This is a genomic window from Ectobacillus funiculus (assembly GCF_004138295.1).
In the GTDB taxonomy this organism is placed as follows: domain Bacteria; phylum Bacillota; class Bacilli; order Bacillales; family Bacillaceae_G; genus Ectobacillus; species Ectobacillus funiculus.
The window spans coordinates 28,276-51,722 of record NZ_SCFM01000001.1 but is presented as its reverse complement, the minus strand read 5'-3'; the positions used below and the strand labels follow the sequence as shown (position 1 = coordinate 51,722).

Here is a 23,447-nt window from a genome sequence, read left to right as displayed (position 1 = left end):
TATGTTAGGTAGCGCAAATACTGGCCAGTTAGATCATTAATCCCCTCCAACCGTTTATTACCGCTTTGATTGATATTCAGATCAAAGATCATATCATTTCCAAATTTAACATTAAAAGCGCTTACATAAGTATGTATGTCTTTTCTCTCCAACCTTAAAAGTTCGATACTAATATGTATAAGTCTAGCGTAAACAATTGACCTATGAAAACTACTATTGTCAAGCATCCCTCTTGTAGATGAGGGACTTTCATGTTTAGCTGTATTACTGATTATATTTATAAAGCCTGTTTCATTTACACATGCAATACACGTAAATTTTTAAAGCACTTACATTAACTGATAACTAGTTGATATTTTTGAACCTATATCAACATCAAAAAACTAAAAATTCAGAAAACAACATCTAAGAACAGGCCGAGTATTCTATGTTTTGAAATGCTTTTATAAAAGGAATCCGTATCTAGCTGCATAGTCCATCCTTTCAAATGCCTATTTTAAAACTAGAAAGCGCACAGGCAAATGTAAACATGTTTACTTCCGTTACCTATAACCTACGAAATGTCCTGAAATACAACTTACATACAAGCAATAAGAATGTAAAAGCTAATCATGTCCTGCAATGTCCCTAAAGTTCCTGCGCTCAAAAACTAAAAATTTTGAACACCCATTTGGATTAACTTCGATTTTACACCAGCAGTCCATTCCTCATTAAACCCTTCAGGATCTCCCTCATCCCCAACAGGTGCATATACCTTTCCAATTTCTTCAACCGTAAGAAGCCCTTGGTTTGCATATACATTTCGAAATAACCAAGATGTATACACAATACAGTCTTCAATAGAAGAAAATGTTGCGTATTCCCCATGATCGGTCGTTCGCACACAGCCTACCTCCCCGTAATCAGGATATACTTGCTTTATTGCCCGAATAGAATCAGGACTCATACATCTCATACCTGATGTATTATTTCTTTCATATAAGGAGTAGGAAGTGCCATTTCCGCTCTCCTGCATGAGTACAGCCGTCAGAAAGTAGGGGTGAATAGAAAATGTTTTAGAAGCCTTTAGTATCACGTCAACGAGATGCGGCTGACTTGCAAATAAATTCCCGTACACTCCTCCTTCGTCATCCAGTCTAGGTTTAATGTCTGTCCTAGTTAAGGCTTTCATTATGACTTCTTTAGCATGAGCATCCGGTTCTACAACATTTGTAATGGAAAATGTTTCTGGCTCCTTATATTTTTGTACAGATGTTTCTTGTGTTGCCGCTAATCGTACAGTAACTCCATCATCGAATTTGTCACTGGGCAGAGTTCCGTATAGTCCAGTAGATAATACCACGCCGGAAATCAATATGTTTACTCTCTTGGATAGTACCGATATATGCTGCATATGTTGCCCCCTAGTTTCAGATATTGGTGTAAAGATATACATCAATGACTTCGCTAAAGTTACGTATTTCAAAACATACCTAATATGAAATTCTATTTCGTGCAACTCTACAAGAAGCTTAAGGACCTTTTTTTACATATTAAGGGTATTCACCGAGAACAGAAAGCGTTGTAAATGTTTTGTTAACTAAATGTAATTTTTGTTATCATTATGGTAATTGAAATTAATATATCTTTTATAGACAAATACATTATTATCTGAAACTAATCCTTTCTCAAGCTACATGTTTTTCCGAAATGAACGGTAATCAATCAACAAACCGGCATTAAAAAACGGAGAAAAATTATTCTCCGTCAGACACTACGATTTCATAACCTGATTGCTTCGGTCCATTTTCGTATACTTCAGGCGTTACAATGTAATATGTTTCGCCATTGTTATTCGTAATCACGATCTCACTTGGACTTTTATCTACCTTCGCTTCCATAAGATTATCGTATGGAACACCTAGTAATTCCGTTAAGTTAATAGACATACTAAACACCTCCTGTTGCGAGTGATTGTAACAGAATTATGCAAAAAATTAAAGAGGAGATTTGATAAATCATACAATTTAATGCCACATAGATCGAATATCCCTGTACGACGGATTCATAAACAGTAACAGCTAACAAGTTTCTTTTAGCCCGATATACAGTACCAGCAAACGTTGGCAAAACGATCTACATTCAACGAGTTTTACAACAAAGAATTGAACTACCTCCACCTACTCGCTAATGCTCACCCATCACGTGCTTGAAGTGGGGGTCTTCTGTCGGAAAATGATAAATAGAATTTAAATAGAGGCTATTTCTCATTTTCAAGAGCATGTTAACGTATTAAAGGCTGAACATGCTAAATAATGAAAAAAAGAAAGCCCTCTGCTAAACAGGAGCTTTCCCCTCTTTATAATGCTGTGTTTGTTTCCTTCTGCATTCGCTGCTGCTTCGCCTTTTTAAAATGAAGCAATTCATATACAACCGGAATGACAACCAGTGTTAACAACGTCGCAACACTCAATCCTCCAATAACAACAACGGCAAGATTGGCGGACACAAGGCTGCCGGTTTCTGATTTCTTAAATAGTAATGGCAGCATAGCGCAAATAGTCGCAACTGCAGTCATGAGAATTGGGCGCATGCGTGTTGCCGCAGCATCAAGAATGGCATCGCGAATCGTCATCGTAGTCTCATTTTTCTTCACCCGATCAAGCAGTACAATGGCGTTTGTTACAACAACTCCAATGAGCATTAATGCTCCAAGCAATGCGGTTGGATCTACCACGATGCGGCTAATTAACAATCCTAAAATAGCACCGATAGCTGCAAGCGGCAAGGAAAAGAGAATCGCGATAGGAGCACGTAATGTTTTAAATGTGATAACCATGATTAAAAATACAATCCCGATGGAAGCGAGCATTGTCATGAACAAATCAGTGAAATCATCAGCCTGCTGCGTACTCGCACCGCCTACAAATATATCCACTCCCTTTGGAAAGTCCAGCCCTTTTCCTGGTTGCTCTCCAAACAATGCTTTATTGATTTCTGTAGAGATAACAGATAACTGATCAGCTTCTACCGTAGCTGTCACACGAATATAAGAATCTCCATCTTTATGAAACACATTGGTTGGTTGTTCTTCCTTTTTGAGCGTGGCAATTTCTGAGACAGGAATGGTACCTGCCGGAGTTGCTAGATTGATATCTTTCAAGTCTGATTCTTTCTTCGGATCTAAAACTGGCTCCAGCAGAACTGGTGTCTGTTGATCATCGACCATAATCGTTCCCATTGGCATTCTATTAAACATTACGGCCAGCTGTTGTGCAACTTGCTCTGCCTTCGCTTTAGACGGGTCAACTACAAAGGAGTATACTGTTTTCTTCTCCTCTTGATTCGTTTCAACAGCCTCCACGCCTTTTATACCTGCTATTTTGGCTTTAATATCCTTGGCAGCAGTTTCTAGATCGCCTAGCTTTTCACCGACAACATCAATTGTAATTTGCGGCCCGCCGCTCCCTGTCAAAGATCCTGCTCCTGCTGTTAGCTTAGCACCAGAGTAATTTCCCTTTTGCTCTTCAATTTTCTTCGTAAGTGCTTCAGAATCAATATCCTTTTTTAAAATCAGCATATAGCTTGCTTTTGTAGGAGAACCAATTTCACCATATTTGGCAGCATCCGCACTATTGCCAAGCTGTGTAAACAAATACTTCACATCATCTTGACCGAGTAAAAATGTTTCTAGCTTTTTCGTATTGTCTTTCACAGTCTCAATTGGTGTATCATTCGGATAACTTAGCGTTACTTGCATAAAATCGACAGTCGATCTATTAACAGTTCCTTTTGGCATCATGAAGTAAGCGCCAATGGAACCTGCGAACATAACAAATGAAGTTAAGAGTATAATCCATTTATGATTAAGCGACCAGCTCAGCAAATTTTTAAATCTAACTGTCGGTTTGTGCTCTTTTAGCTTTGCGTTTTTCAAAAGCCCCGCACTCATAAGCGGAACAACAGTTAATGCAACGATAAGAGATGTAAGCAGGGAATACGTAATCGTCAGTGCAAATGGCAGCACTAAGTCCTGTAAATCACCGTTAACAAGACCAATCGGCAAAAAGACAGCTACTGTCGTTAATGTAGAAGAGGTAATGGCTGCGCCAACCTCCTTTGTTGCAGCCATTATAAGCTCCGCTGTAACTTTCTCGCGCTGAGCTCGGTGGAAAATATTTTCAATAACAACAATGCTGTCATCTACTAGCCGCCCTACCGCTACAGCTATACCACCCAGTGTCAATATATTTAAGGTAATACCCGATTTAACAAGCAAGAATAACGTCAAGCATAAAGATAGCGGGATTGAAACAATTGTGATAAAGGTAGAACGGATATTGCGTAAAAATATCATAATAACAATAGTAGCAAATAAGGCCCCCAGCAGTACTTCCTTCATCATGCTGTTGACGGAATTCTCTACCATATCAGCTGTTGCCAAAATAACGGTTGCCTTTACATGATCATACTTACTGTTAATTTCCTTCGTTGCCTTCTTAATCTCGTGGCTAATGGAAACGGCATTAGAATGACTATCCTTCGTCACAATAAAAAGAAGTCCATCCTTCCCATTAATGCGTGTTAAAGTATTTTCCGCCTTCTTAATTTCAATAGAGGCCACATCGGAGAGCGATGTGTTTGGCGCAACTGTTAGCTTTTTTAAATCTTCAATTTTGTTAACATCCCCGACTACCTTCAGGTTGCTTGCCTTCCCATCAATGGTTTTTTCACCGATGGAAGCAGCCATGTTCTGCCCCTGAAGCACAGTCATAATATTTTCTAAAGAAACCTGCTTTTCACCCATTTCTTTGTTCTTTACCTGAACAGAAATAAAAGAATCCGTTGTCCCAAACGTCTGAAGGTTGGATACGCCTTTAATATCCTTAAAGTAAGGAGAAATTTTTTCTTTTGCAAACTCCAGATTGCTTGGAGTAAGACCATCATCAAAGGTAATCGCAATATCGGCAATTGGGATCATTGACGTATTAAGCTGTACGATGCTCGGTTTGGATACATTAGAGGGCAATGCAATAGTGCTAAGCGCGTCTTGTATTTCCTGCTTAGCATCCTTTTTATCAGTCTTGGGCTCAAAGAAAATATCTATTTTAGAATAACCGTCACCTGTTGTTGAGAAAATATTGCGTTTGCGGCTTACTGTAGCAACTGCCGTTTCAATTGGCTTTGTCACTTGATTCTCCATTGTAGAAGAGTCAACTCCTTGACCCATTACCACAACCGACACCTGCGGCTGATCAATGGGCGGAAGAAACTCCATAGGAAGAGTGAGGTAGCTAACAATCCCCATGAGCAAGATGAGAATAGACATAATGGAAACCGCGGCTTTATTTTGAAAAGCCCATTTAGTAAACCAAGACATATGAATCCCCCCTTTTCAACTTGTTTAAAAGTTTGAACAATAGTAATATTAACATCCAGCGATTGTAAATAAAATGTTTTATTTGTAATTTTTTCATAATTTGGTTTAATATTCCATATTCTATTAACTTTAAAAGGAACAGGTCTTTACGATTAGTGCAAGTAAATGAGTTATAGAAAATAGCTTTGTAATAAGTGCGCAAATTCAAGATAAAATCACTCCTGCAACCTGCCTGCTATAGAAAACATCCATAATTGATGATACGATAATGAAGTCTTAAAAAATGTTTGGAGGGTACATAGATGAAAATTGCTATGGCAAGTGACCATGCTGGAGTTGCTTTGAAAGAAGAAGTAAAGGAACTACTAAAGCAACAAGGACATGAAGTATTAGATTTCGGAACAAATAGTACCGATGCCTGTGATTTACCGGATTATATATATCCTGCATCATTAGCAGTAGCAAAAGGAGAAGCGGACCGCGGTATCTTCATTGATGGTGTTGGTTATGGCAGTGCCCTCATTGCCAATAAAATATACGGTTTGCATGCAGTCGTTTGTCAGGATCCATTTTGCGCACGATTAGCCCGTGAACATACAGATAGTAACGTTCTATGCATTGGAGGAAAAATAATCGGTTCAGCCTTAGCTATTGAAATCGTAGACGTATGGATGAAAACAGATTTCCTTAGCGGGATTGAAAAATATGAAAGACGTGTTAAAAAGGTAAACGAAATCGCGGAAAAGCATGTGAAAAAATTATCTGAAATATAAGTAAAGCGGAATTGAACTACCCCCACCTACTCGCTAATGCTCACGTCACGTGCTTGAAGTGGGGGTCTTCTGTCGGAAAATGATAAAAGCGTTGCTGAAACGTCCCCGCATGGCAACTATACATGCGAGAGGAACGCATAATAAAAGCGGCTCGTTTCTACTGATGCTTTGGAGGAACGACAACAATAAGGAAGGCGTGGCTATTATCTTTCACGCCTTCTTTATTTTTACACTTTAAGATGGAAAATATTAACTGAAGGTTGTACAATATAAATTAGATAACTTGATTTACATAAGGAGGGTTTATACATGTTTTTATCTACCGCTGGTTTTAATAAAGCATGGGAGTTCGAAAGTTCTTCTACACAAAAAGTGCTTGATGTATTAACAGATGAGTCTCTCAAGCAGGCTGTTAAACCAAATGATCGTACCTTGGGCGGTCTTGCTTGGCACCTCGTCACAGCTCTTTCAAGTATTATGGGACAAACAGGCTTACTCTTCGACGCACCTGCCCACAATACTGATCTTCCTGCTACTGCAAAGGAAATTGCCGATGCCTATCGTCAAGTGAGCCAAGCCTTAGCCAAAGCAGTTCAAACGCAATGGACAGATGAAACATTGCAAGAAACATGTAACATGTTCGGACAAGCAGGCTGGACGAAAGGAATGGCCCTTTCTATCCTCATCAACCATCAAATCCATCACCGTGGTCAAATGACCATTCTTATGCGGCAAGCAGATCTAATCGTTCCAGGCATATACGGTCCTGCTAAAGAGGAATGGAGCCAAATCGGTATGGAGGCCCCAGAAATCGTTTAAGAGGGAAACCAAAGCAGAAACACTAGATACCTCATGATAATGATCGTAACTACCTACGTAACTTTACATGATTTTAACCTCTTTGGACATACTGTGTATGTGTCTTTTAGAGCACTATTAGCTTATGACAAGGAGGAATTCTTATGCCGAACCAAAATCAGTTCACAAATTCCACTAATTCTTCTATCCAGGGTACAATGGAGAACATTTGGCGCACAACTTGCGGATCATGGGAAAACTGTAATGAATCTACCGTTCAGTCTTTCTTATCTCAATGTGAGCAGCATAACATCGACCCTCAGTTTTGCATGAGCTGGATTCAACAACATAGCGAGCAAATCCCAAACTGGTCGGCCGTTTCTGATACAACTCGTGAATGGGTAAACCAACATACCTCTACGGGGTCGCCCATTTCTGTGTCGAAGCAAAATATACATTAAAGAAAACCCACTGATTGGGCATAGTTGCACTTACACTGTATCCCTAAAGTTTCCGACTACGTCAAATAACTTCTAGCTGGAAACTGATACTTTTCTATAGTGTAAAAAAGCAGACCTAGTCCACTCTGCCCCATGGGAGAACACCCATGCAAAAGGCACTTTTTGTCTTTTACACGGGTTGCATCAAGGTCACGGAAAATGAAGAATAATTCTCAAACTTAAGTTATCTTCTCCCTAAACGGGTTACAATGAAATTCTTAATTTGGTCGCATTGATTACTGATAGATCGGCGAGCCGTTAGGCGAGGACAGAGGTGCAGGTGCAGTTGCACCTCTACTTAATTATTAAAAATTACCATTATGTCAAATTCGCTTCTGGTTGGAAATATCTTTTTCTTGCAAGTGTAAAGAAACCTGCTAGTTTTCTAGTAGTTTCCCGCGACTAGTTAAGGTTTACCACCGTATACTCCTTTCTAATCTATCTTTTTCTTCTTTTATAAAGATGACATAATCCAGTTACTCTACAATCCATATAAAACCATTTTTTCATTGTAAATTATTAAGGAAATGTTAAGAGAAAGTTGAAGACCTGCTTCAATAATATTATAATGTGTTTTGTGACCTTTAGTTGTCTGTTCGAATCCAAAGCGTAATTTTGTTTTTACAAACTAAAAAACTACAAGCTTACTACCATGAAATTAGATTAGCAGAGGTGAATTATGAAGATTTTAGTGAACAAAGCACAACGCTTTTTAAGCAACCATCTTGGTTTTTTTATTTTGGCAGTAGTATTATTTTGGGCAAAATCCTATGTTGCCTATCGTGTTGAATTTAATCTAGGAATTAGTAATTCTATACAGAAATTTCTCTTGTTTATCAATCCCATAAGTTCAGCTCTATTTTTCCTTGGACTTGCATTACTGGCGAAAGGTAAAAAGGTTTATACCCGTATTATTGTAATGAATTTTATTTTGTCCTTTGTTTTATATGCCAATATTGTCTATTACCGATTTTTTAGTGACTTTATTACATTTCCGACTCTTACTCAAACGAAAAACTTTGGTGATATGGGCGGAAGTGTTCTAGCTTTATTAAAAGCACATGATATTTTCTATTTCATAGATTTAATCATTTTAATTACGTTGGTAGCAGCAAAATTCGTAAAACGCGAATCGGTTCGTGTAGGGAAGCATAAGGTGTCCTTAGTATTTCTAGTGGCCATTGCCATTTTCAGTGCAAATTTAATGTTGGCAGAATCTGACCGTCCACAATTGTTATCACGAACATTCGACCGTACCTATATTGTGAAATATTTAGGGGCATATAATTATACCATTTACGATGCGATTCAAAGCGCGAAGTCATCTTCCCAGCGAGTTTTCGCAGACGGCAATGATGTTACAACTGTTCTTAACAATGTAAAGTCAAATTACGCAAGTCCTAACCCGGAGTATTTTGGAAAAGCAAAGGGTATGAATGTCATTTATATTCATTTGGAATCGTTCCAAAACTTTTTAATTAACTACAACTTAAATGGTCAAGAAGTAACTCCATTTTTAAATTCATTAACAAAGGACGCTAACACGCTGTACTTTGATAACTTTTTCCACCAAACAGGACAAGGTAAAACATCTGATGCAGAATTTATGTTAGAAAACTCTTTGTTTGGTTTACCACAGGGATCTGTATTTTCAACAAAGGCACAAAATACATTCCAGGCTGCACCAGCTATTTTAGGTCAACAAGGGTATACATCAGCTGTGTTCCATGGCAACTACAGAACTTTCTGGAACCGAGATCAGATTTATAAATCATTTGGCTTTGATCACTTTTTCGACGCAAGCTACTATGATATGAACGCAAATGATGTGTTAAACTATGGCTTAAAAGATAAACCATTCTTTCAGGAATCTATTCCGATGCTTCAAACTTTAAAGCAGCCGTTCTACGCAAAATTTATTACATTATCCAACCATTTTCCTTATCCAATCAGTAAGGAAGATGCGACAATTGAGCCGGCTCAAACAGGTGACGCTTCTGTTGACACGTATTTCCAAACAGCACGTTACCTAGATGAATCCGTCCAAAGCTTCTTTGATTATTTAAAGCAATCTGGATTATATGATAATTCTGTCATTGTTCTCTATGGTGATCATTACGGCATCTCAGAGAATCATGATAAAGCAATGTCTCAAGTTCTAGGTAAGGACATTACACCTTTTGAAGATGCTCAATTACAACGCGTACCGTTAATTATCCATGTACCTGGCATAAAAGGCGGTGTCATGCATCAATATGGCGGGGAAATTGATGTTCTCCCAACGTTGCTTCACTTGCTGGGCACTGATACAAAGAATTATTTGCAATTTGGTACAGATTTATTATCAGCTAACCATCAGCAGGTTGTTGCTTTCCGCAACGGCAACTTTGTAAGTCCGACTGTTACTGCATTAAATGGTAAATATTTTGATTCTGCAACAGGAAATCCAATAGAGCTCAATGATGAAATCAAACGCATGGAACAGCTTGTCCAAACAAAGCTAAGCCTTTCTGACAAGGTAGTATATGAGGATTTATTGCGTTTCTACACACCGGAAGGATTTACACCTGTAGACAGTTCGAAGTATAATTACAACCACTAATGATGAAATCCAAGACAGTATTTGGAAAAGTGATTGGAATAGAAAAAAAAAGCTAATCGTCTATTATATAGATGATTAGCTTTTTTTACTTTGCACTTTAAGAAAGTATAAATTTCTAGCGGGAAGATCATTTGACGTAGTGAGAAATTTTAGGAACAAAGTATAAGTAGGGCTCACCAATCGGCAAGTTTTCTTTATGAAGCATTTTTTTTAAGCATATAAGCCATGAAGTACAATATCTCCAACCGCATGCGCAATCATCGCATACTCTAACCCTTTTTTCCAATACAAATAACCGCAAAGCAGACCGATAAGACCATTGAGTATAATTGTGCGAGCAAAGAGAATCGGTGTGATTTCACCAAACAGTTGCTGTACTGCCGGAAAATGAGCTATTCCGAATAAAAGAGCTGCTCCTAGTATTCCTGTCCAGTACATCCAAGGCTTCAACCCTTGCTGCTTTCGAAACACTCTAGAAAGCACCCAGACAATCAAGGTCATGAGAAACAGACGCAGCTGCACCTCCTCATACACTCCTCCCTGTAGAAAGGTTAGCATCCCTACTAAAGGGGAAACCTTGCTGTCCATACTTACCAGCTCTGGAATAAGTGGCCGGAAAACAAACAGCTCCAATCCAATAACAACCAGCGCGCCTATTCCCCCAAGTATAATAGCTTGCCAAACATCTCTCTTCTGAAAACCAACTTCTCCTGTTTTTAAAATCCAGCTTCGAAAAATAGGGGCACCAAGTCCTACAGCCTCTCCCATCATTAAGCCGAGCCAACCGAGTACAAAGGCTAGAATCGTTCCTTGTACAACGGATGCAATAATCACTGTAGCAACAGGAACCTTTGTACCTGCTAATGTATCTCCTATAGTTGCTATCATATATGGGATGCCGCATAAGAGACCGATTACACATAAAATGGCAAGAAAAATAGCTAATTTAACGTGCTTCAAGATAATCCTCCCCCACTACCATCACGGTCACTATTACCGCTACCTGGGAGAATCAGTACCGCCGGATACACAGACTCCCCATTTGGAATCGTCACGGTCCCAGCTAGCTTTACTTCACTTTGAATAACTACATTCTCTTCTTTGACTTCATAACTCACGATTCATCCACTCCCTTCCCCGCATCAGGGATAATAATTGTCGCTATAGTCCGCTTTTTCCGATCATCGCGAGGGTCATTTTGAATAAACTTTTGAAATACCGCCGCGATGCCTTGAGCAAACTCTTGAAACTCATCATCATTCATATGTAGTTCAGCCTGCCGGAATGTAGCTCCGTCCTTTACAAAATCAGCTTTTTCTTGGTTTACATAGCTGCCAAAGTTGTTAATTAAACCGCTCACAAATTGGATGAATACCTCCATCTTTGCTTCATTTGAGCTTTCCATAAATTCCTGTGGAGAAATAACACCACCGCTAGATAAGGCATATACCTTCTCCACCGCACCGCGCACTTGATGCTGCTCCACAGCCTCAATGACTCCGCCCTGAACCAGCTTGTTTAAATGCCGATACAGCGTAGCCTGCGGTACAGCTAATAACCGTTGCCCCATTTCCTGTACAGTAAGCCTGCGACCTCCTATTAAGGTTTGCACAATTTGCATGCGAACTGGATGTAAAATTAGATTTGCTTTTTCATTCATCATTATCACCTTGCTTTATTGCCATGTTTTATTATCATTATCAATAATGATAATAATTGTATTTTTATCTTTTGTCAATAATTTCTAAGTAAAATATTCCAATTTTTCAGAAACTGCCGTTAAAGGCCCCTATCCGTTATCCTATATTCCCCTTATCTTCTTCCTACCTGTTTATCGAAAATTTTCATCCTAAGGCTTTTTTCACATCCAATTACCGAAAGCATATACCTTTTGTATACTTTTCGTAAATGTGAGAAACATAAGCGAAATTTCACTATCTCACAAAATCAACTTTACTCATCACCATACTCACATTACTTCTACTATGTAAAAAATTTCCTGATTCATCGGATTATATAAAAAGATATTGATACCATATCTACTGTCTCTCGGTTTAGAAGGCAAACTACATTATTGAAGAACACATAAAAAAGGTTGTTAAAATTTTTATCCTACCCCCTTAAAAATAAGATCTCTTGCGAATAAATATAAATGGTAGTTCGAAGGAGTGAAACCGATGAGAATTTCTATACACGATTTTATCGTCATTTTTTTCGGCTCTATCTATGGTATTTATGAAATATTTATAGATAACACGTATGTTTACATCAAAAGAATAGTAGGAATGCTGTCCTTAATTTTATCGATATGGATACTTGTTTCATGTATAATGTCTAGTCTAGAAAAGACAAAACAGAACGTTAACCGCATGCTTATACAGGATAGGAATTTTACAGAAAAGAGAGATTCTATTATCGACTCCTCTTTAGTACGTTATGTGCGCATTATAAAGGAGAACGTGTTAGTTCAAATATAATGCCCATCGTACAGTAAATAAGAACTTTACTTAACATAGTTCTTCTTCATCAATAGATTAAACATAGGAGAGAGGAATCATGTCAGATGCATATCGTTCTCGTGAAGAGCGAAAACAACTAGAACAAAGAATCATGTCAGGAACGTATCAGTCTCGTGAGGAACGAAAACAAATAGAGAGAAGCCAACAAACGCAACCTGGGACTAAAAAGCCCCCCAAAAAAAGACCTCTCTTGAAAAAGATCTTACTTGCATGTTTGCTAATGGGTATCATTTCAATAGGGGCAGGAATTTCTGTTTTCTTTTATATAATTAAGGATGCTCCTTCAATAGATGCTTCAAAATTAGCAGATCCATTATCAACGAAATTTTACGATAAGGATGGAAATTTTATCTACGAATATGGAAAGGAACGGAGGACAAAAATTACCTACAATCAAGTTCCAAAAGTGTTAGAACAGGCATTTATTGCTACTGAAGACGCACGTTTTTATGAACATCACGGCGTGGACATAAAACGGACTGGCAAAGCCATTTTGGAAAATTTGACTGGGGGCTTCGGATCGCAAGGCGGAAGTACCATTACACAACAAGTAATTAAGAACTCATTTTTGTCTCCTCAAAAAACATTAAAACGAAAAATACAGGAATGGTATTTATCGTACAAGTTGGAACAAAAATATTCTAAACACGATATTTTAATGATGTATTTAAACAAAATTAACTTAGGGAATCGTTCTTATGGAGTTGCTGCCGCAGCGCAAAATTACTACGGTATTGCATCAAATGATTTGAAAAAATTAACGCTTCCACAGGCTGCTATGTTGGCTGGGTTACCACAAAGTCCAAATAACTACGATCCTTCTAAACCAGAAAACGTAGCCGCAGCTACAAAACGCCGGAATCTTGTCTTGGCTTCTATGCATAGACAAGGATACATTACGGAACAACAAATGCAGGACGCTATAAAGGTTCCAGTAACGAAAGACCTTGTTCCGAGAAACAATCAAGAAGGCATGCCATATGAAGTGTTTTTGGATGCTGCAACGAAAGAAGTTGAAAGCAAATTAAAAGATGTCAATATCAGTACAGATGGTCTGCAAATTTATATGACCCTTGACCCTAATGCGCAACAGTATGCTGAGAAAATCATGGCTACACAAGATATTGTAAGTTATCCGAACGATCGTTTTCAGGCAGCTTTCACGTTTATGGACTCAAAAACGGGTGAAGTACGTGCCCTTGGAAGTGGTCGTAATGAATACAAAGCAACATTCCTGGGAAATAATTTGGCAATTGATATGAAGCGTCAAGCGGGGTCGACATTTAAACCGATCTTTGATTACGGTCCAGCGATTGAAAACTTAAAATGGTCGACATACCACCAAGTTGTAGATGAACCGTATCAATACTCTAATGGAACGCCTATTCGAAATGCATATACTGAGTACAAAGGCTCCATGTCTATCCGGAATGCTTTAGTAGAGTCACGAAATATTCCAGCTTTAAAGACATTACAAAAAGTCGGTTTGAATAGAGCAAAAGAATTTGCGCAATCGCTTGGGATTACATTCCCAAATGATCAGGTTTATGAATCTTACGCAATTGGAAGCAACCCTGTATCTCCTCTTGAAATGGCAGGAGCATACGGTGCATTTGCAAACGGTGGTGTGTATACAAAGCCTCATTTCGTCACAAAAGTTGTTTTTCCAGATGGCAAGGAAATAAATTTTAAGCCAAAAAGCAATCGTGTTATGAAGGATTATACAGCATATATGATTACTGATATGCTTCGTGGTGTAGTAAATGCTTCTAACGGAACAGGCACAACAGCCCATATACCTGGTCTGGACATAGCAGGAAAAACGGGAACAACAAATTTTGACAATAAGACAAGCAGTCAATTTGGATATCCATCTAAAGCAACCAATGATAGTTGGTTTGTCGGCTACACGCCACAATATACGCTGGCTGTTTGGACAGGGTATGCAAAAAACGGTCTTGGTAATTATATGCTTGGAGATACTACAAAGATCTCACACCTTATTTTTAAAGCGATGATAAAAGCATTTGGAACAGATACATCCAGATCCCAACAACCAAGCAGTGTATACACATTGAATAATGAGCTGTACATTAAGGGGACTAGTCCTGACGTTATACCGCCAGTAATTGCACCACCGGCAGCCACGTCACCAGCAGCTGTACTACAAAAACAGAACAGTAATAAGGGAAATAGTAAAGAAAACTCAGGACACAAAGATAAGAAGGATAAAGGTAAACATCACTAGAGTAAGTATAGTAAAGGGATAACGTAGGTGGAGTAAATACTTGGCAAGCCTTGCTCTTGAGCGGAGACAAAGGCGTAGAGGCCCTTATAGTGGATTCCTAAAATTTCTTGCTATATCGAATAGTCTTCCAGCTCGAAATTTATACTTTCTTAAAGTAGATAAAAAGTCGCTGTTACTTCACAGCGACTTTTTATACTGGTTTTCCAACTGATTGATTTTGAAACTGTTGCAGCATCTGCTTTGAAATTGCATCATATCCTAAAGCATTCGGATGCACCCCATCTTCAGAAAGATATTGAAGATGTTTCCCATTAATAACTTTCGTTGTCTCAATCACAATGGACGAGCTAAATCGGCTGGCTGCCTCATATAATTTCACATTCCACTTTGGCAGCAACTGATCAGCCAAGGAATACAATTCGCTCCCCGGCTCTAAAGGATTATATAATTCAAGCAACACAACTATTGCCTTTGGATTAAGCTCATTCACTTTTGTTGTGATTTGGGCAAGATTATCAACAAAGGCAGCTTGCAGCCCATCAAATGACTGAATCGCTTGAAGATAATTTCTGTTTTTTACAGAGTGGATAATATCATTACCTCCGATATTGATTGTAATAATATCCGCTTTTTGGATACTCTCATCTAATTTCCCAGTTTGTAAAAGAGCATTTAGCTCAGAACTTGTCATTCCCGCAACACCTTCATTTTGCAATACAACAGGCTTGTTCGTTTGTTGCTCTAGCATGGCTGAAAAACGATCGACAAAGCTTTCATTTTCACCAGCCCCAATCCCGCGGATAATTGAATCCCCTAACGCAAGATGCTTCAATTCGGGTTTATTAAGCTGACGAACATAATCTATATACGAAACGCTGCGTTTTTCTGCTTCAACAGAAGGAGCCGAGGCATTCTTCATCTTGTAAATTTGATATTTAGGATAATAAAACCAACCAGCAACTCCTAAAGCTATGCAGCTCGTTACAACTAAGACAAATATTAAAAACTTCTTCATGCGTATCCTCCTTCACTGACAATCATTATAGCAAAATAAAATATAAAATAATCACCCCAAAATGTGTAAGGAAGAAAAAATTAATATAGGTTTTGTTTTAATAAACAAAAAAAGAGACAGAAATGAATCCTGTCTCTCATTTATCTTAATTACTCGTGAAAATTCGTACCATCTGTCGTTTCTTTGACGATGCCGGCGCGGATAACAAAGTCACCGAAGTGCTCACCTTCGTTTCGTTCTTTCGCGTAGCGAGGCAGAAGCACACGCAGCTCACTCAAAATCTCTTCCTCACCAATACTTTCACGGTGTATTTTGCTTAAACGGCTACCATCAAATGCAGCACCAAGATACATATTGTATTTGCCTGGAGACTTACCAATAAAGCCAATTTCACCAAGTGCATGACGACCGCAGCCGTTCGGACAGCCTGTCATGCGGATTGTGATTTCTTCATCACGCAAGCCATTCTCATCAATAATAACATCAATCTTACTAATAAGGCCTGGTAAATATCGCTCAGCTTCCGCCATTGCTAATCCACATGTCGGAAGCGCAACACAGGCGATTGAACTGCGGCGAAGTGCAGAATAATGCTGGCCATCTGTTAAACCATACTGTTCAATGAGTTCATTGATTTTTTTCTTTTTCTGACTTGATACATTGGCAATAATCAGATTTTGATTTGCCGTCAGACGGAATTCACCCGTATGAACCTTAGCAATCTCACGAATTCCCGTCATTAGCTTATAGTCATCATAATCAGTAATACGGCCGCCTTCAACAAATAGCGTGAAATGCCATTCTCCTTTAAGCCCCTGTACCCAGCCATAACGGTCGCCATTACTCTCAAACTGGTATGGTTTCGCTTCATCTAGTTTCCAGCCTAAGCGGTTCTCCAATTCAGCCTTAACATTTTCCAGTCCAAGTCGATCAACTGTGTACTTGAAACGAGCATATTTGCGGACAGAACGGTTTCCATAATCGCGCTGAATCGTGATAACTTTTTCAGCTACATCATACATTTGCTCCGGCTTACAGAAACCAATCACTTTAGCAAGCTGCGGATATGTCGCTTTGTCGCCATGCGTCATCCCCATACCGCCGCCGATTGCCACGTTAAAGCCGATAAGCTTGTCTTCCTCCACAACTGCAATGAAGCCAAGGTCTTGTGAAAAGACATCAATATCATTCGCTGGAGGAACCGCAATCCCGATTTTAAACTTCCGCGGTAAATACAGCGGTCCGTACATCGGTTCAACTTCTTCTACCTCCGGTGTACCGGCCACTTTTTCCTCATCTAGCCAAATTTCATGATACGCTCTTGTACGAGGCAACAATTGGTCACTTAAAACTTTTGACCACTCATGCACTTCAGCATGAATTTCAGATTGATATGGATTGGAAGTACACATAACATTCCGGTTCACGTCACCGCATGCAGCTATCGTATCCATCATAGACGCATGGATTTCTTGAATCGTTTGTTTCATGTTCCATTTTAAAATACCATGAATTTGGAATGTTTCACGTGTTGTTAGCTTCAACGTCCCATTTCCGTATTTTTGAGCAAGGTCATCCATAACAAGCCACTGATCCGATGATGCTACACCGCCTGGCAAACGAACGCGCAGCATGAATTGGTACGCAGGCTCCAATTTTTGCTTTTGGCGCTCATTGCGGAGATCACGGTCATCCTGCAAGTAGCTGCCGTGATGTTTCATCAAACGATTATCATCTTCAGGAATCCCAGCTGTCATCCGATCCAGCATTACTTCCTTCAGCGTACCGCGTAAATAATTACTTCTATCTTTTATTCCCTCAACGTCGCTTGGCGAGCCGTCTGGGGCTTTTAAAATTTGGTTCACCATGTTGAAAAAGCTCCTTTCAATCCAAATCAGTATACATCACGTTGATAACGTTTTTGTTTTTTCATGTCGGCAAGATAAGCTTCTGCCTCTTCACGACTCACGCCGCCCTCTTTTTCGATAATCTCAAGCAGGGCATTATGCACGTCACGCGCCATATGCTGCTTGTCTCCGCACACGTAAAAGGCTGCTCCTTCTTGAAGCCACGCAAATAACTCTTTGCTGTGCTCAAGCATGCGGTGCTGTACATATACTTTTTCAGCTGTGTCACGAGAAAAGGCAACATCCATTTTCGTTAACACACCATCTTTAAGCCATTTTTGCCATTCAGTTTGGTAAAGGAAATCTGTAACGAAATGCTGGTCGCCAAAGAACATCCATGACTTACCTTCTGCTCCGGCCTCTTCCCGCTCCTGCATAAAAGCACGGAATGGCGCAACGCCTGTTCCTGGTCCAACCATGATAATTGGCGTACTTGGATTTTCAGGCAATCTAAAGTGACTGCGCTGAATATAAATTGGCAATGTATCTCCTGGCTGTAGACGCTCCGCACATAAAATAGAGCAAACACCTTTTCGCTCACGTCCATGTGCATCATAGCGGACAGCACCAATTGTTAAATGGACCTCATCCGGATTTGCGGACAAGCTGCTCGCAATAGAATACAAACGAGGCGGTAGTTTCCGCAGAATGGAGACAAACTCTGGTGCTGATGCATTCCATGGACCGAAGTCACGAATTAAATCCAGTACATCGCGCCCAGCAGCATATTCTTTTAATTTTTCTTTATTCTCCGGCAATGTAAGCTCACGTAAAGCCTCATTTCCAGAAAGTTTCGCAGCCTGCTCAAGAAACGGTTTTGTTAAAACAGTAATTTCAAAATGAGAGAGGAGCGCTTCTCTAAGCGGACGAACATCTCCTTCTTTATTAACCGTCACCGCTTCTTCCGGATTCCATTTCGTTTCCTCAAGAAGCTGATCTACAAGATCCGGGTCATTTTGCGGATAAATACCAAGGCTATCCCCTGGTTCATATGTGAGTCCAGAGCCTTCAAGAGATATCTCAAGATGACGCGTTTCTTTATTGGAACCGCGACCATTCAAGTTTAAATTCTCAAGTACTTCCGCATGAAACGGATTTGTTCGAGAATACACAGATTCAGTTGCTTGCGCCTGAGTTGCCGCTGCCGTAGCAAGAGCAACACTTTCGCCCTTCGCTTCACTTAAGCTGCCTAAGACTCCTTCTATCCATTTGCTTGCCGGCTCTTCAAAATCAAGATCGCAATCAACACGGGGGTACAGACGCGTGCCGCCAAGCTGTTCTAGGCGTTGATCAAAGTCTTTTCCTGTTTGACAGAAGAACTCGTATGAGCTGTCCCCAAGCGACAACACAGAAAAACGAAGATCGTCTAGCTTTGGCGCCCGTTTGCCGTAAAGAAACTCATGGAATGACAGCGCATTATCTGGCGGCTCGCCTTCTCCATGTGTACTTGCGACAATCAGTAGATTTTGAACCTTCTTCAAATTATTCGGCTTAAAATCGCTCATGGACGAAACTGTTACTTGAAATCCTTGAGCCTCAAGCGTCTTGCCTGCTTTCCCTGCAAGCTTTTGTGCGTTACCTGTTTGTGATCCGTACAAAATAGTCACTTCTTTAGAGACTGTCGGTCCAGCGTTCGCGGTAGGCACCTCTGCCACATGTGCTTCTAGTGTTCCTAAAGCGGAAACAGCCTGAATAGCAGGCTGGGCTGCAGCTAAATAGCCACTCAGCCAGATTTTTTGCGATTCTGTCAAGGTTGGCAGAAGACGGTTAAGGAGCTCTGCCTGCTCCTGGTTAAACGGACTGTTTATTACCTGAAGTTGCAACGATATCCACCTCTCAAATAAATATAAACTGATTGTATGTCATTTTGTTTATAATGACTATTGTCAATAATCCTTACCCTTCACCTTTCAGTGAAAAAATGATTAACTCAATCGTATCTCTACTATTACTATAAGTCAAATCAGTTTTAATTATATAAACCATTAGTGAATACTTATGAATACATCCGCCACTTAACCTTCTTACGGAATGTTTGAAGTCGGGAGGCTTTATAACATATAGACTCGTTCCAGCAAATGAAAATATGCAATCAAACATATAAAAAGAGAGTCCTCTTATATGTTAATAAGAATGACTCTCTTATGGATAATAAAAAGTCTGTTTATGCAATGTGAGCTACCCGCGGTTGATTGTAATCTTTTATTTTATATTTTACATATGTTTGAGGAATTTGAAAACGTTCAGCTACCGCCAACGACGCGCCGTAAAGAGTTCTACCATGTTCAATTTCGTAACCAATCATGGAACAGTATACGTCTGCTTCAATATCAGAAACTATTGGCAGCATGTGATGTTGTTCCATCAAGAGCTGATAAAGCTGATTGATCAGATCCAGACTCTTATCGAATTTTTCCTGCAAATATTCTACATCATACTCATTAAGTGTCAAACCTTTTTCAACAAAAACTTTTAACTCTTCTAAAAATAATTTGTTTTCCACCATCACATTTATCACTCCCTTTTGATAGTTTTATTCTAGCACTCTTTCAGCAAAAAAGAAAGCGTTTTCAATTAATTTTTTTCTAAAAATTCAATTCACTAATTTGAGGCAAAGTGCTTTTTCGTTATAGTAAAAAAAGCAAGAATCGCTAGTAGAATTTGTATTAAGTTAGAGCCACCGGTGGTTTTCTTTCTACAACACTAACAGCCCGTAACAATAAAGTTACGGGCTGTTGCTTTTCATAACATATTTAAACAAAAAACGTTAGCTTAGATATCAACCTGTATTTCGTAATCCTGCAGCAACACCGTTGATAGTAAGCAATACTTCGCGGAGCAGCTCACTTGTATCATCATTCTTCTCTGCTTTTTGACGAAGCTCTGAAAGAAGCTGAACTTGAAGGAAGTTCAACGGATCAACATATGGATTGCGAAGTCGAACTGATTCTTGAATATTTGGAACATGGTCAAGTAAACTACTTTGTCCTGTAATTTGCAGGATAATATCTTTTGTTTTATTATACTCCTCCGTAATTACACCAAAGATTCTTTGTTCAATTTCTTCGTCTTTAACCATATCTGCATACTCTTTTGCAGTTGTTAAATCAGCTTTTGTTAAAGCCATTTGCAAGTTATCGATAGTCGAGCGGAAAAATGGCCACTTTTGGTACATTTGCTGAAGTAAAACCAATCCTTCTTTCTTCTCAACAAAACTTTGCAAGCCAGTTCCTGCTGCAAACCAAGCAGGCATTAATTGACGGCTTTGTGTCCATGCAAACACCCACGGAATCGCACGCAAATCTTCAAATCGATTGCTTCCTTTACGGCTCATTGGTCTAGAACCAATATTAAGAGCCCCAAGCTCAAGTAAAGGAGTAGCTTGTCTAAAGTATGTTAAGAAATCCGGATCTTTGAAAACAAGTGATTGATACTTTTCTAAAGCATACGCTGCAATCTCATCCATCGCTTGTTCCCACTCCGCAGAGCGTAAATCATCTTGTTCAGCCTCATTTGATACATGTGCAATCGCTGTAAGCAGCGTGCTTGTAGCTTGCTCAAGACTGCGATACGCAATCTCAGACAATAGGTAACGAGAAGACAGAACTTCTCCTTGCTCCGTGATTTTTACACCATCTCCTAATGTCTCAGCAGGCTGTGACAATAGACTGCGATTTAGAGGACCGCCGCCGCGTCCTAAAGAGCCGCCGCGTCCGTGGAAGAACTTCAAGCGGATATCATATTGCTTCGCCATATCATGAATCTCTTGCTGCGCTTTATAAAGCTTCCAGTTAGCAGTAAGCGTACCGCCGTCTTTGCTGCCGTCGGAGTAACCTAACATAATTTCCTGCAAGTTATTGCGAGCAGCTATATGGTTACGATATAACTCTAGCTGGAATAATCGTTCCATCAGCTTTGGACCCGCTGTTAAATCATCGATTGTTTCCAATAATGGAGCAACATGCAGATTGCTTACAACGCGACCATCCGGATAAACACGATATAAGCCAACCTCTTTAGCTAGAACGAGCACTTCTAACAAGTCGCTGGAAGATTGCGTCATACTTATTAAATACACTTCAATAGCACGATCGCCAAATTCCTCTTTCGCTCTTCTAATCATCCGGAATACTTCGATGATTTCTTGCGTTTCTGGAGAATACGTATCAAAAATTGAGATTAATGGTCTGCGATCTTGTAAAACTTTTGTTAAAACAGCCATTTTTTCCTCTTCGGTCAACGCTTTATAGTCAGGAGTAACATTGACTGTTTTGAAGATTTCGGCAATTGCAGATTCATGTTCCCCACTATGGTTGCGAATATCAAGAGTAGCCAAATGGAAGCCGAATAACTCAACTTGTCGCTTTAATTTTCGCAGCATTTTTAATGCATAGCCATGCGGATGATGACTTTTAATGCTCTTTTCAATCATCACAATATCACGAAGCAGTTCATCAGCAGACTGATATCCCGCACCGCTTTGACCACATTGCTCTAATTTTTCAAGCATAATGGTTACTTTGCAGCGATAAATTTCATCTTCATTTCGCCATTTCTTTTGCCCTTCAAATAAAGCTGTTTCCTGTTCAACTGAGTTAAGCAGCTCCTCACTGACCTGTATCCTCTTTGTCGAATGACTTAGTCGCTTCATCAAAACTTGAAGAGCAGCTTTGTATTTTTGCAAAGCTAGTTCACGTTGTTGCTCTAACGTTTTCCACGTCATTGCAGCAGTTACATTTGGGTTACCATCACGATCGCCGCCGATCCAGGAGCCAAAGCGAAGGAAGGTAGGTACATCCCAATTTTGTCCATACTTCTCAACAAGTAAATCCTCTAAGTCTTGATGAACTTGAGGCAGCACATCAAATAACGTTTCATCAAAATAATAGAGACCGTTTTTCACTTCATTCATAACAGTAAGCTTGTGATCTCTCAATTCATCTGTTTGCCATAATACCGTGATTTCGTTAAATAAGCTCTCTTCTAGGTCTTCCTTTTCACGTTTTGTGCACGGCTGATCTAATTGCTGTAACAAGTTAGCGATACGTTGGTGAATTTGCAATACCGTCCGTCTCGTTGCTTCTGTCGGATGAGCCGTAATAATCAACTCAAGTGATAATGTTTGTAAAGCATTTTCAACAATATCCGTTGAAATATTATTTTCAATTAAAGACGCCACTCCATCTTCAAGGGAACCTGGTTGAAGGAGTTCACCGCTCTGGTGCTGATACTCACGACGTCTTCTAATTCGATGAGTTTGCTCAGCAATATTCACAAGCTGTAAGTAAATAGAAAACGACCGAATTACATTCTGCCTTAATGGCGGCTGTAAATTTGTCATTTCTTCTTTTAACTGTGCGTACACAGATGGATTATGCTCATCTCGAAGTGATTTTGCAATACTACGGATGTTCTCCACCTTATTGACTAATGCTTGCCCCCCTTCATGAAGAAGAACCTCATCTAAGATATCTCCCAAAAATTTTACATCTCGTTGCAAAGGGTCGCCGTGACCTTGCTCTTTTACGGATAAATGTAATGTCATTGTAGTTACAACCCTCCAAAGTGGTAATTATGTGGTAATTCCTTAATGTTCTATGAGTAATACCACTGCATATGAAGCATTGATTTATTATACCACAGACTGATTAATTATTAACTAGCATACTTCGTTTCTTGTCGAAAAATCGTATTATTTGCTGATTTTTTTGATAATATTAGTACTG

General features: G+C 39.4%; 16 protein-coding genes. 5 read left to right on the top strand and 11 right to left on the bottom strand.

Annotated elements, in window-relative coordinates:
- Nucleotides 1-649: 649 nt before the first annotated feature.
- From EP737_RS00185 to EP737_RS00175, 3 genes are all read right to left on the bottom strand, one after another.
- Nucleotides 650-1,393, bottom strand: coding sequence for a glucosaminidase domain-containing protein (locus tag EP737_RS00185; protein ID WP_165350628.1), 744 nt, complete (start codon nucleotides 1,391-1,393; stop codon nucleotides 650-652).
- Between the two features lie 343 nt (nucleotides 1,394-1,736).
- A complete protein-coding gene (locus EP737_RS00180; protein ID WP_246040114.1) occupies nucleotides 1,737-1,928 on the bottom strand; it encodes a hypothetical protein in 192 nt (63 codons plus the stop codon).
- Nucleotides 1,929-2,338: 410 nt separating this feature from the next.
- Entirely contained in the window at nucleotides 2,339-5,359 is a 3,021-nt protein-coding gene (locus EP737_RS00175; protein WP_129725837.1) for an efflux RND transporter permease subunit, read from the bottom strand.
- Between the two features lie 302 nt (nucleotides 5,360-5,661).
- Between EP737_RS00175 and rpiB the strand changes: the two genes are divergently transcribed.
- From rpiB to ltaS, 4 genes are all read left to right on the top strand, one after another.
- Nucleotides 5,662-6,132 carry a ribose 5-phosphate isomerase B gene (rpiB, locus tag EP737_RS00170; RefSeq protein ID WP_129725835.1) on the top strand — a complete coding sequence of 157 codons (471 nt, stop codon included), beginning with the start codon at nucleotides 5,662-5,664 and terminating at the stop codon, nucleotides 6,130-6,132.
- Between the two features lie 309 nt (nucleotides 6,133-6,441).
- Entirely contained in the window at nucleotides 6,442-6,951 is a 510-nt protein-coding gene (locus EP737_RS00165) for a DinB family protein (RefSeq protein ID WP_129725833.1), read from the top strand.
- A gap of 143 nt (nucleotides 6,952-7,094) precedes the next feature.
- Nucleotides 7,095-7,391 carry a hypothetical protein gene (locus EP737_RS00160; protein ID WP_129725831.1) on the top strand — a complete coding sequence of 99 codons (297 nt, stop codon included), beginning with the start codon at nucleotides 7,095-7,097 and terminating at the stop codon, nucleotides 7,389-7,391.
- A gap of 718 nt (nucleotides 7,392-8,109) precedes the next feature.
- A complete protein-coding gene (gene ltaS / locus EP737_RS00155) occupies nucleotides 8,110-10,032 on the top strand; it encodes a lipoteichoic acid synthase (RefSeq protein ID WP_129725829.1) in 1,923 nt (640 codons plus the stop codon).
- Between the two features lie 210 nt (nucleotides 10,033-10,242).
- Here the strand turns inward: ltaS and EP737_RS00150 are convergent, their stop codons facing one another.
- From EP737_RS00150 to EP737_RS00145, 3 genes are read right to left on the bottom strand one after another with little or no spacing between them, the layout of a single operon-like run.
- Entirely contained in the window at nucleotides 10,243-10,992 is a 750-nt protein-coding gene (locus EP737_RS00150) for a CPBP family intramembrane glutamic endopeptidase (RefSeq protein WP_129725827.1), read from the bottom strand.
- The gene (locus tag EP737_RS25260; RefSeq protein ID WP_165350627.1) at nucleotides 10,989-11,150 is read right to left on the bottom strand and encodes a hypothetical protein; all 162 of its coding nucleotides are present in this window, start codon (nucleotides 11,148-11,150) and stop codon (nucleotides 10,989-10,991) included. Before EP737_RS25260 ends, EP737_RS00150 begins: the two co-directional genes overlap by 4 nt.
- Nucleotides 11,147-11,692, bottom strand: a complete 546-nt coding sequence (locus EP737_RS00145) for a helix-turn-helix domain-containing protein (RefSeq protein ID WP_129725825.1) — start codon at nucleotides 11,690-11,692, stop codon at nucleotides 11,147-11,149. Before EP737_RS00145 ends, EP737_RS25260 begins: the two co-directional genes overlap by 4 nt.
- A gap of 950 nt (nucleotides 11,693-12,642) precedes the next feature.
- On the opposite strand from EP737_RS00145, the gene EP737_RS00140 reads away from it, so the two are divergent.
- Nucleotides 12,643-14,799, top strand: a complete 2,157-nt coding sequence (locus tag EP737_RS00140; RefSeq protein WP_129725898.1) for a PBP1A family penicillin-binding protein — start codon at nucleotides 12,643-12,645, stop codon at nucleotides 14,797-14,799.
- 190 nt (nucleotides 14,800-14,989) lie between these two features.
- Here the strand turns inward: EP737_RS00140 and EP737_RS00135 are convergent, their stop codons facing one another.
- From EP737_RS00135 to ppc, 5 genes are all read right to left on the bottom strand, one after another.
- Nucleotides 14,990-15,814, bottom strand: coding sequence for a GDSL-type esterase/lipase family protein (locus EP737_RS00135; RefSeq protein ID WP_129725823.1), 825 nt, complete (start codon nucleotides 15,812-15,814; stop codon nucleotides 14,990-14,992).
- Nucleotides 15,815-15,963: 149 nt separating this feature from the next.
- Nucleotides 15,964-17,682: an assimilatory sulfite reductase (NADPH) hemoprotein subunit gene (cysI, locus tag EP737_RS00130; RefSeq protein WP_129725821.1), complete on the bottom strand. Its 1,719-nt coding sequence runs from the start codon at nucleotides 17,680-17,682 to the stop codon at nucleotides 15,964-15,966.
- A gap of 26 nt (nucleotides 17,683-17,708) precedes the next feature.
- Nucleotides 17,709-19,544 (bottom strand): assimilatory sulfite reductase (NADPH) flavoprotein subunit, encoded by a 1,836-nt coding sequence (locus EP737_RS00125; protein ID WP_129725819.1) that lies wholly within the window; start codon nucleotides 19,542-19,544, stop codon nucleotides 17,709-17,711.
- Nucleotides 19,545-19,885: 341 nt separating this feature from the next.
- The gene (locus tag EP737_RS00120; protein ID WP_129725817.1) at nucleotides 19,886-20,230 is read right to left on the bottom strand and encodes a hypothetical protein; all 345 of its coding nucleotides are present in this window, start codon (nucleotides 20,228-20,230) and stop codon (nucleotides 19,886-19,888) included.
- Nucleotides 20,231-20,500: 270 nt separating this feature from the next.
- A complete protein-coding gene (gene ppc, locus EP737_RS00115; protein ID WP_129725815.1) occupies nucleotides 20,501-23,266 on the bottom strand; it encodes a phosphoenolpyruvate carboxylase in 2,766 nt (921 codons plus the stop codon).
- Nucleotides 23,267-23,447 lie beyond the last annotated feature (181 nt).

Bases quoted from the DNA above. Each gene is read 5' to 3' on its own strand.
- ppc (WP_129725815.1), bottom strand. From the start codon at position 23,266: ATGACATTACATTTATCCGTAAAAGAGCAAGGTCACGGCGACCCTTTG.
- EP737_RS00140 (WP_129725898.1), top strand. From the start codon at position 12,643: ATGTCAGGAACGTATCAGTCTCGTGAGGAACGAAAACAAATAGAGAGA.
- EP737_RS00165 (WP_129725833.1), top strand. From the start codon at position 6,442: ATGTTTTTATCTACCGCTGGTTTTAATAAAGCATGGGAGTTCGAAAGT.
- EP737_RS00135 (WP_129725823.1), bottom strand. From the start codon at position 15,814: ATGAAGAAGTTTTTAATATTTGTCTTAGTTGTAACGAGCTGCATAGCT.
- EP737_RS00145 (WP_129725825.1), bottom strand. From the start codon at position 11,692: ATGAATGAAAAAGCAAATCTAATTTTACATCCAGTTCGCATGCAAATT.
- EP737_RS00185 (WP_165350628.1), bottom strand. From the start codon at position 1,393: ATGCAGCATATATCGGTACTATCCAAGAGAGTAAACATATTGATTTCC.
- rpiB (WP_129725835.1), top strand. From the start codon at position 5,662: ATGAAAATTGCTATGGCAAGTGACCATGCTGGAGTTGCTTTGAAAGAA.
- EP737_RS00180 (WP_246040114.1), bottom strand. From the start codon at position 1,928: ATGTCTATTAACTTAACGGAATTACTAGGTGTTCCATACGATAATCTT.
- EP737_RS00160 (WP_129725831.1), top strand. From the start codon at position 7,095: ATGCCGAACCAAAATCAGTTCACAAATTCCACTAATTCTTCTATCCAG.
- EP737_RS00175 (WP_129725837.1), bottom strand. From the start codon at position 5,359: ATGTCTTGGTTTACTAAATGGGCTTTTCAAAATAAAGCCGCGGTTTCC.
- cysI (WP_129725821.1), bottom strand. From the start codon at position 17,682: ATGGTGAACCAAATTTTAAAAGCCCCAGACGGCTCGCCAAGCGACGTT.
- ltaS (WP_129725829.1), top strand. From the start codon at position 8,110: ATGAAGATTTTAGTGAACAAAGCACAACGCTTTTTAAGCAACCATCTT.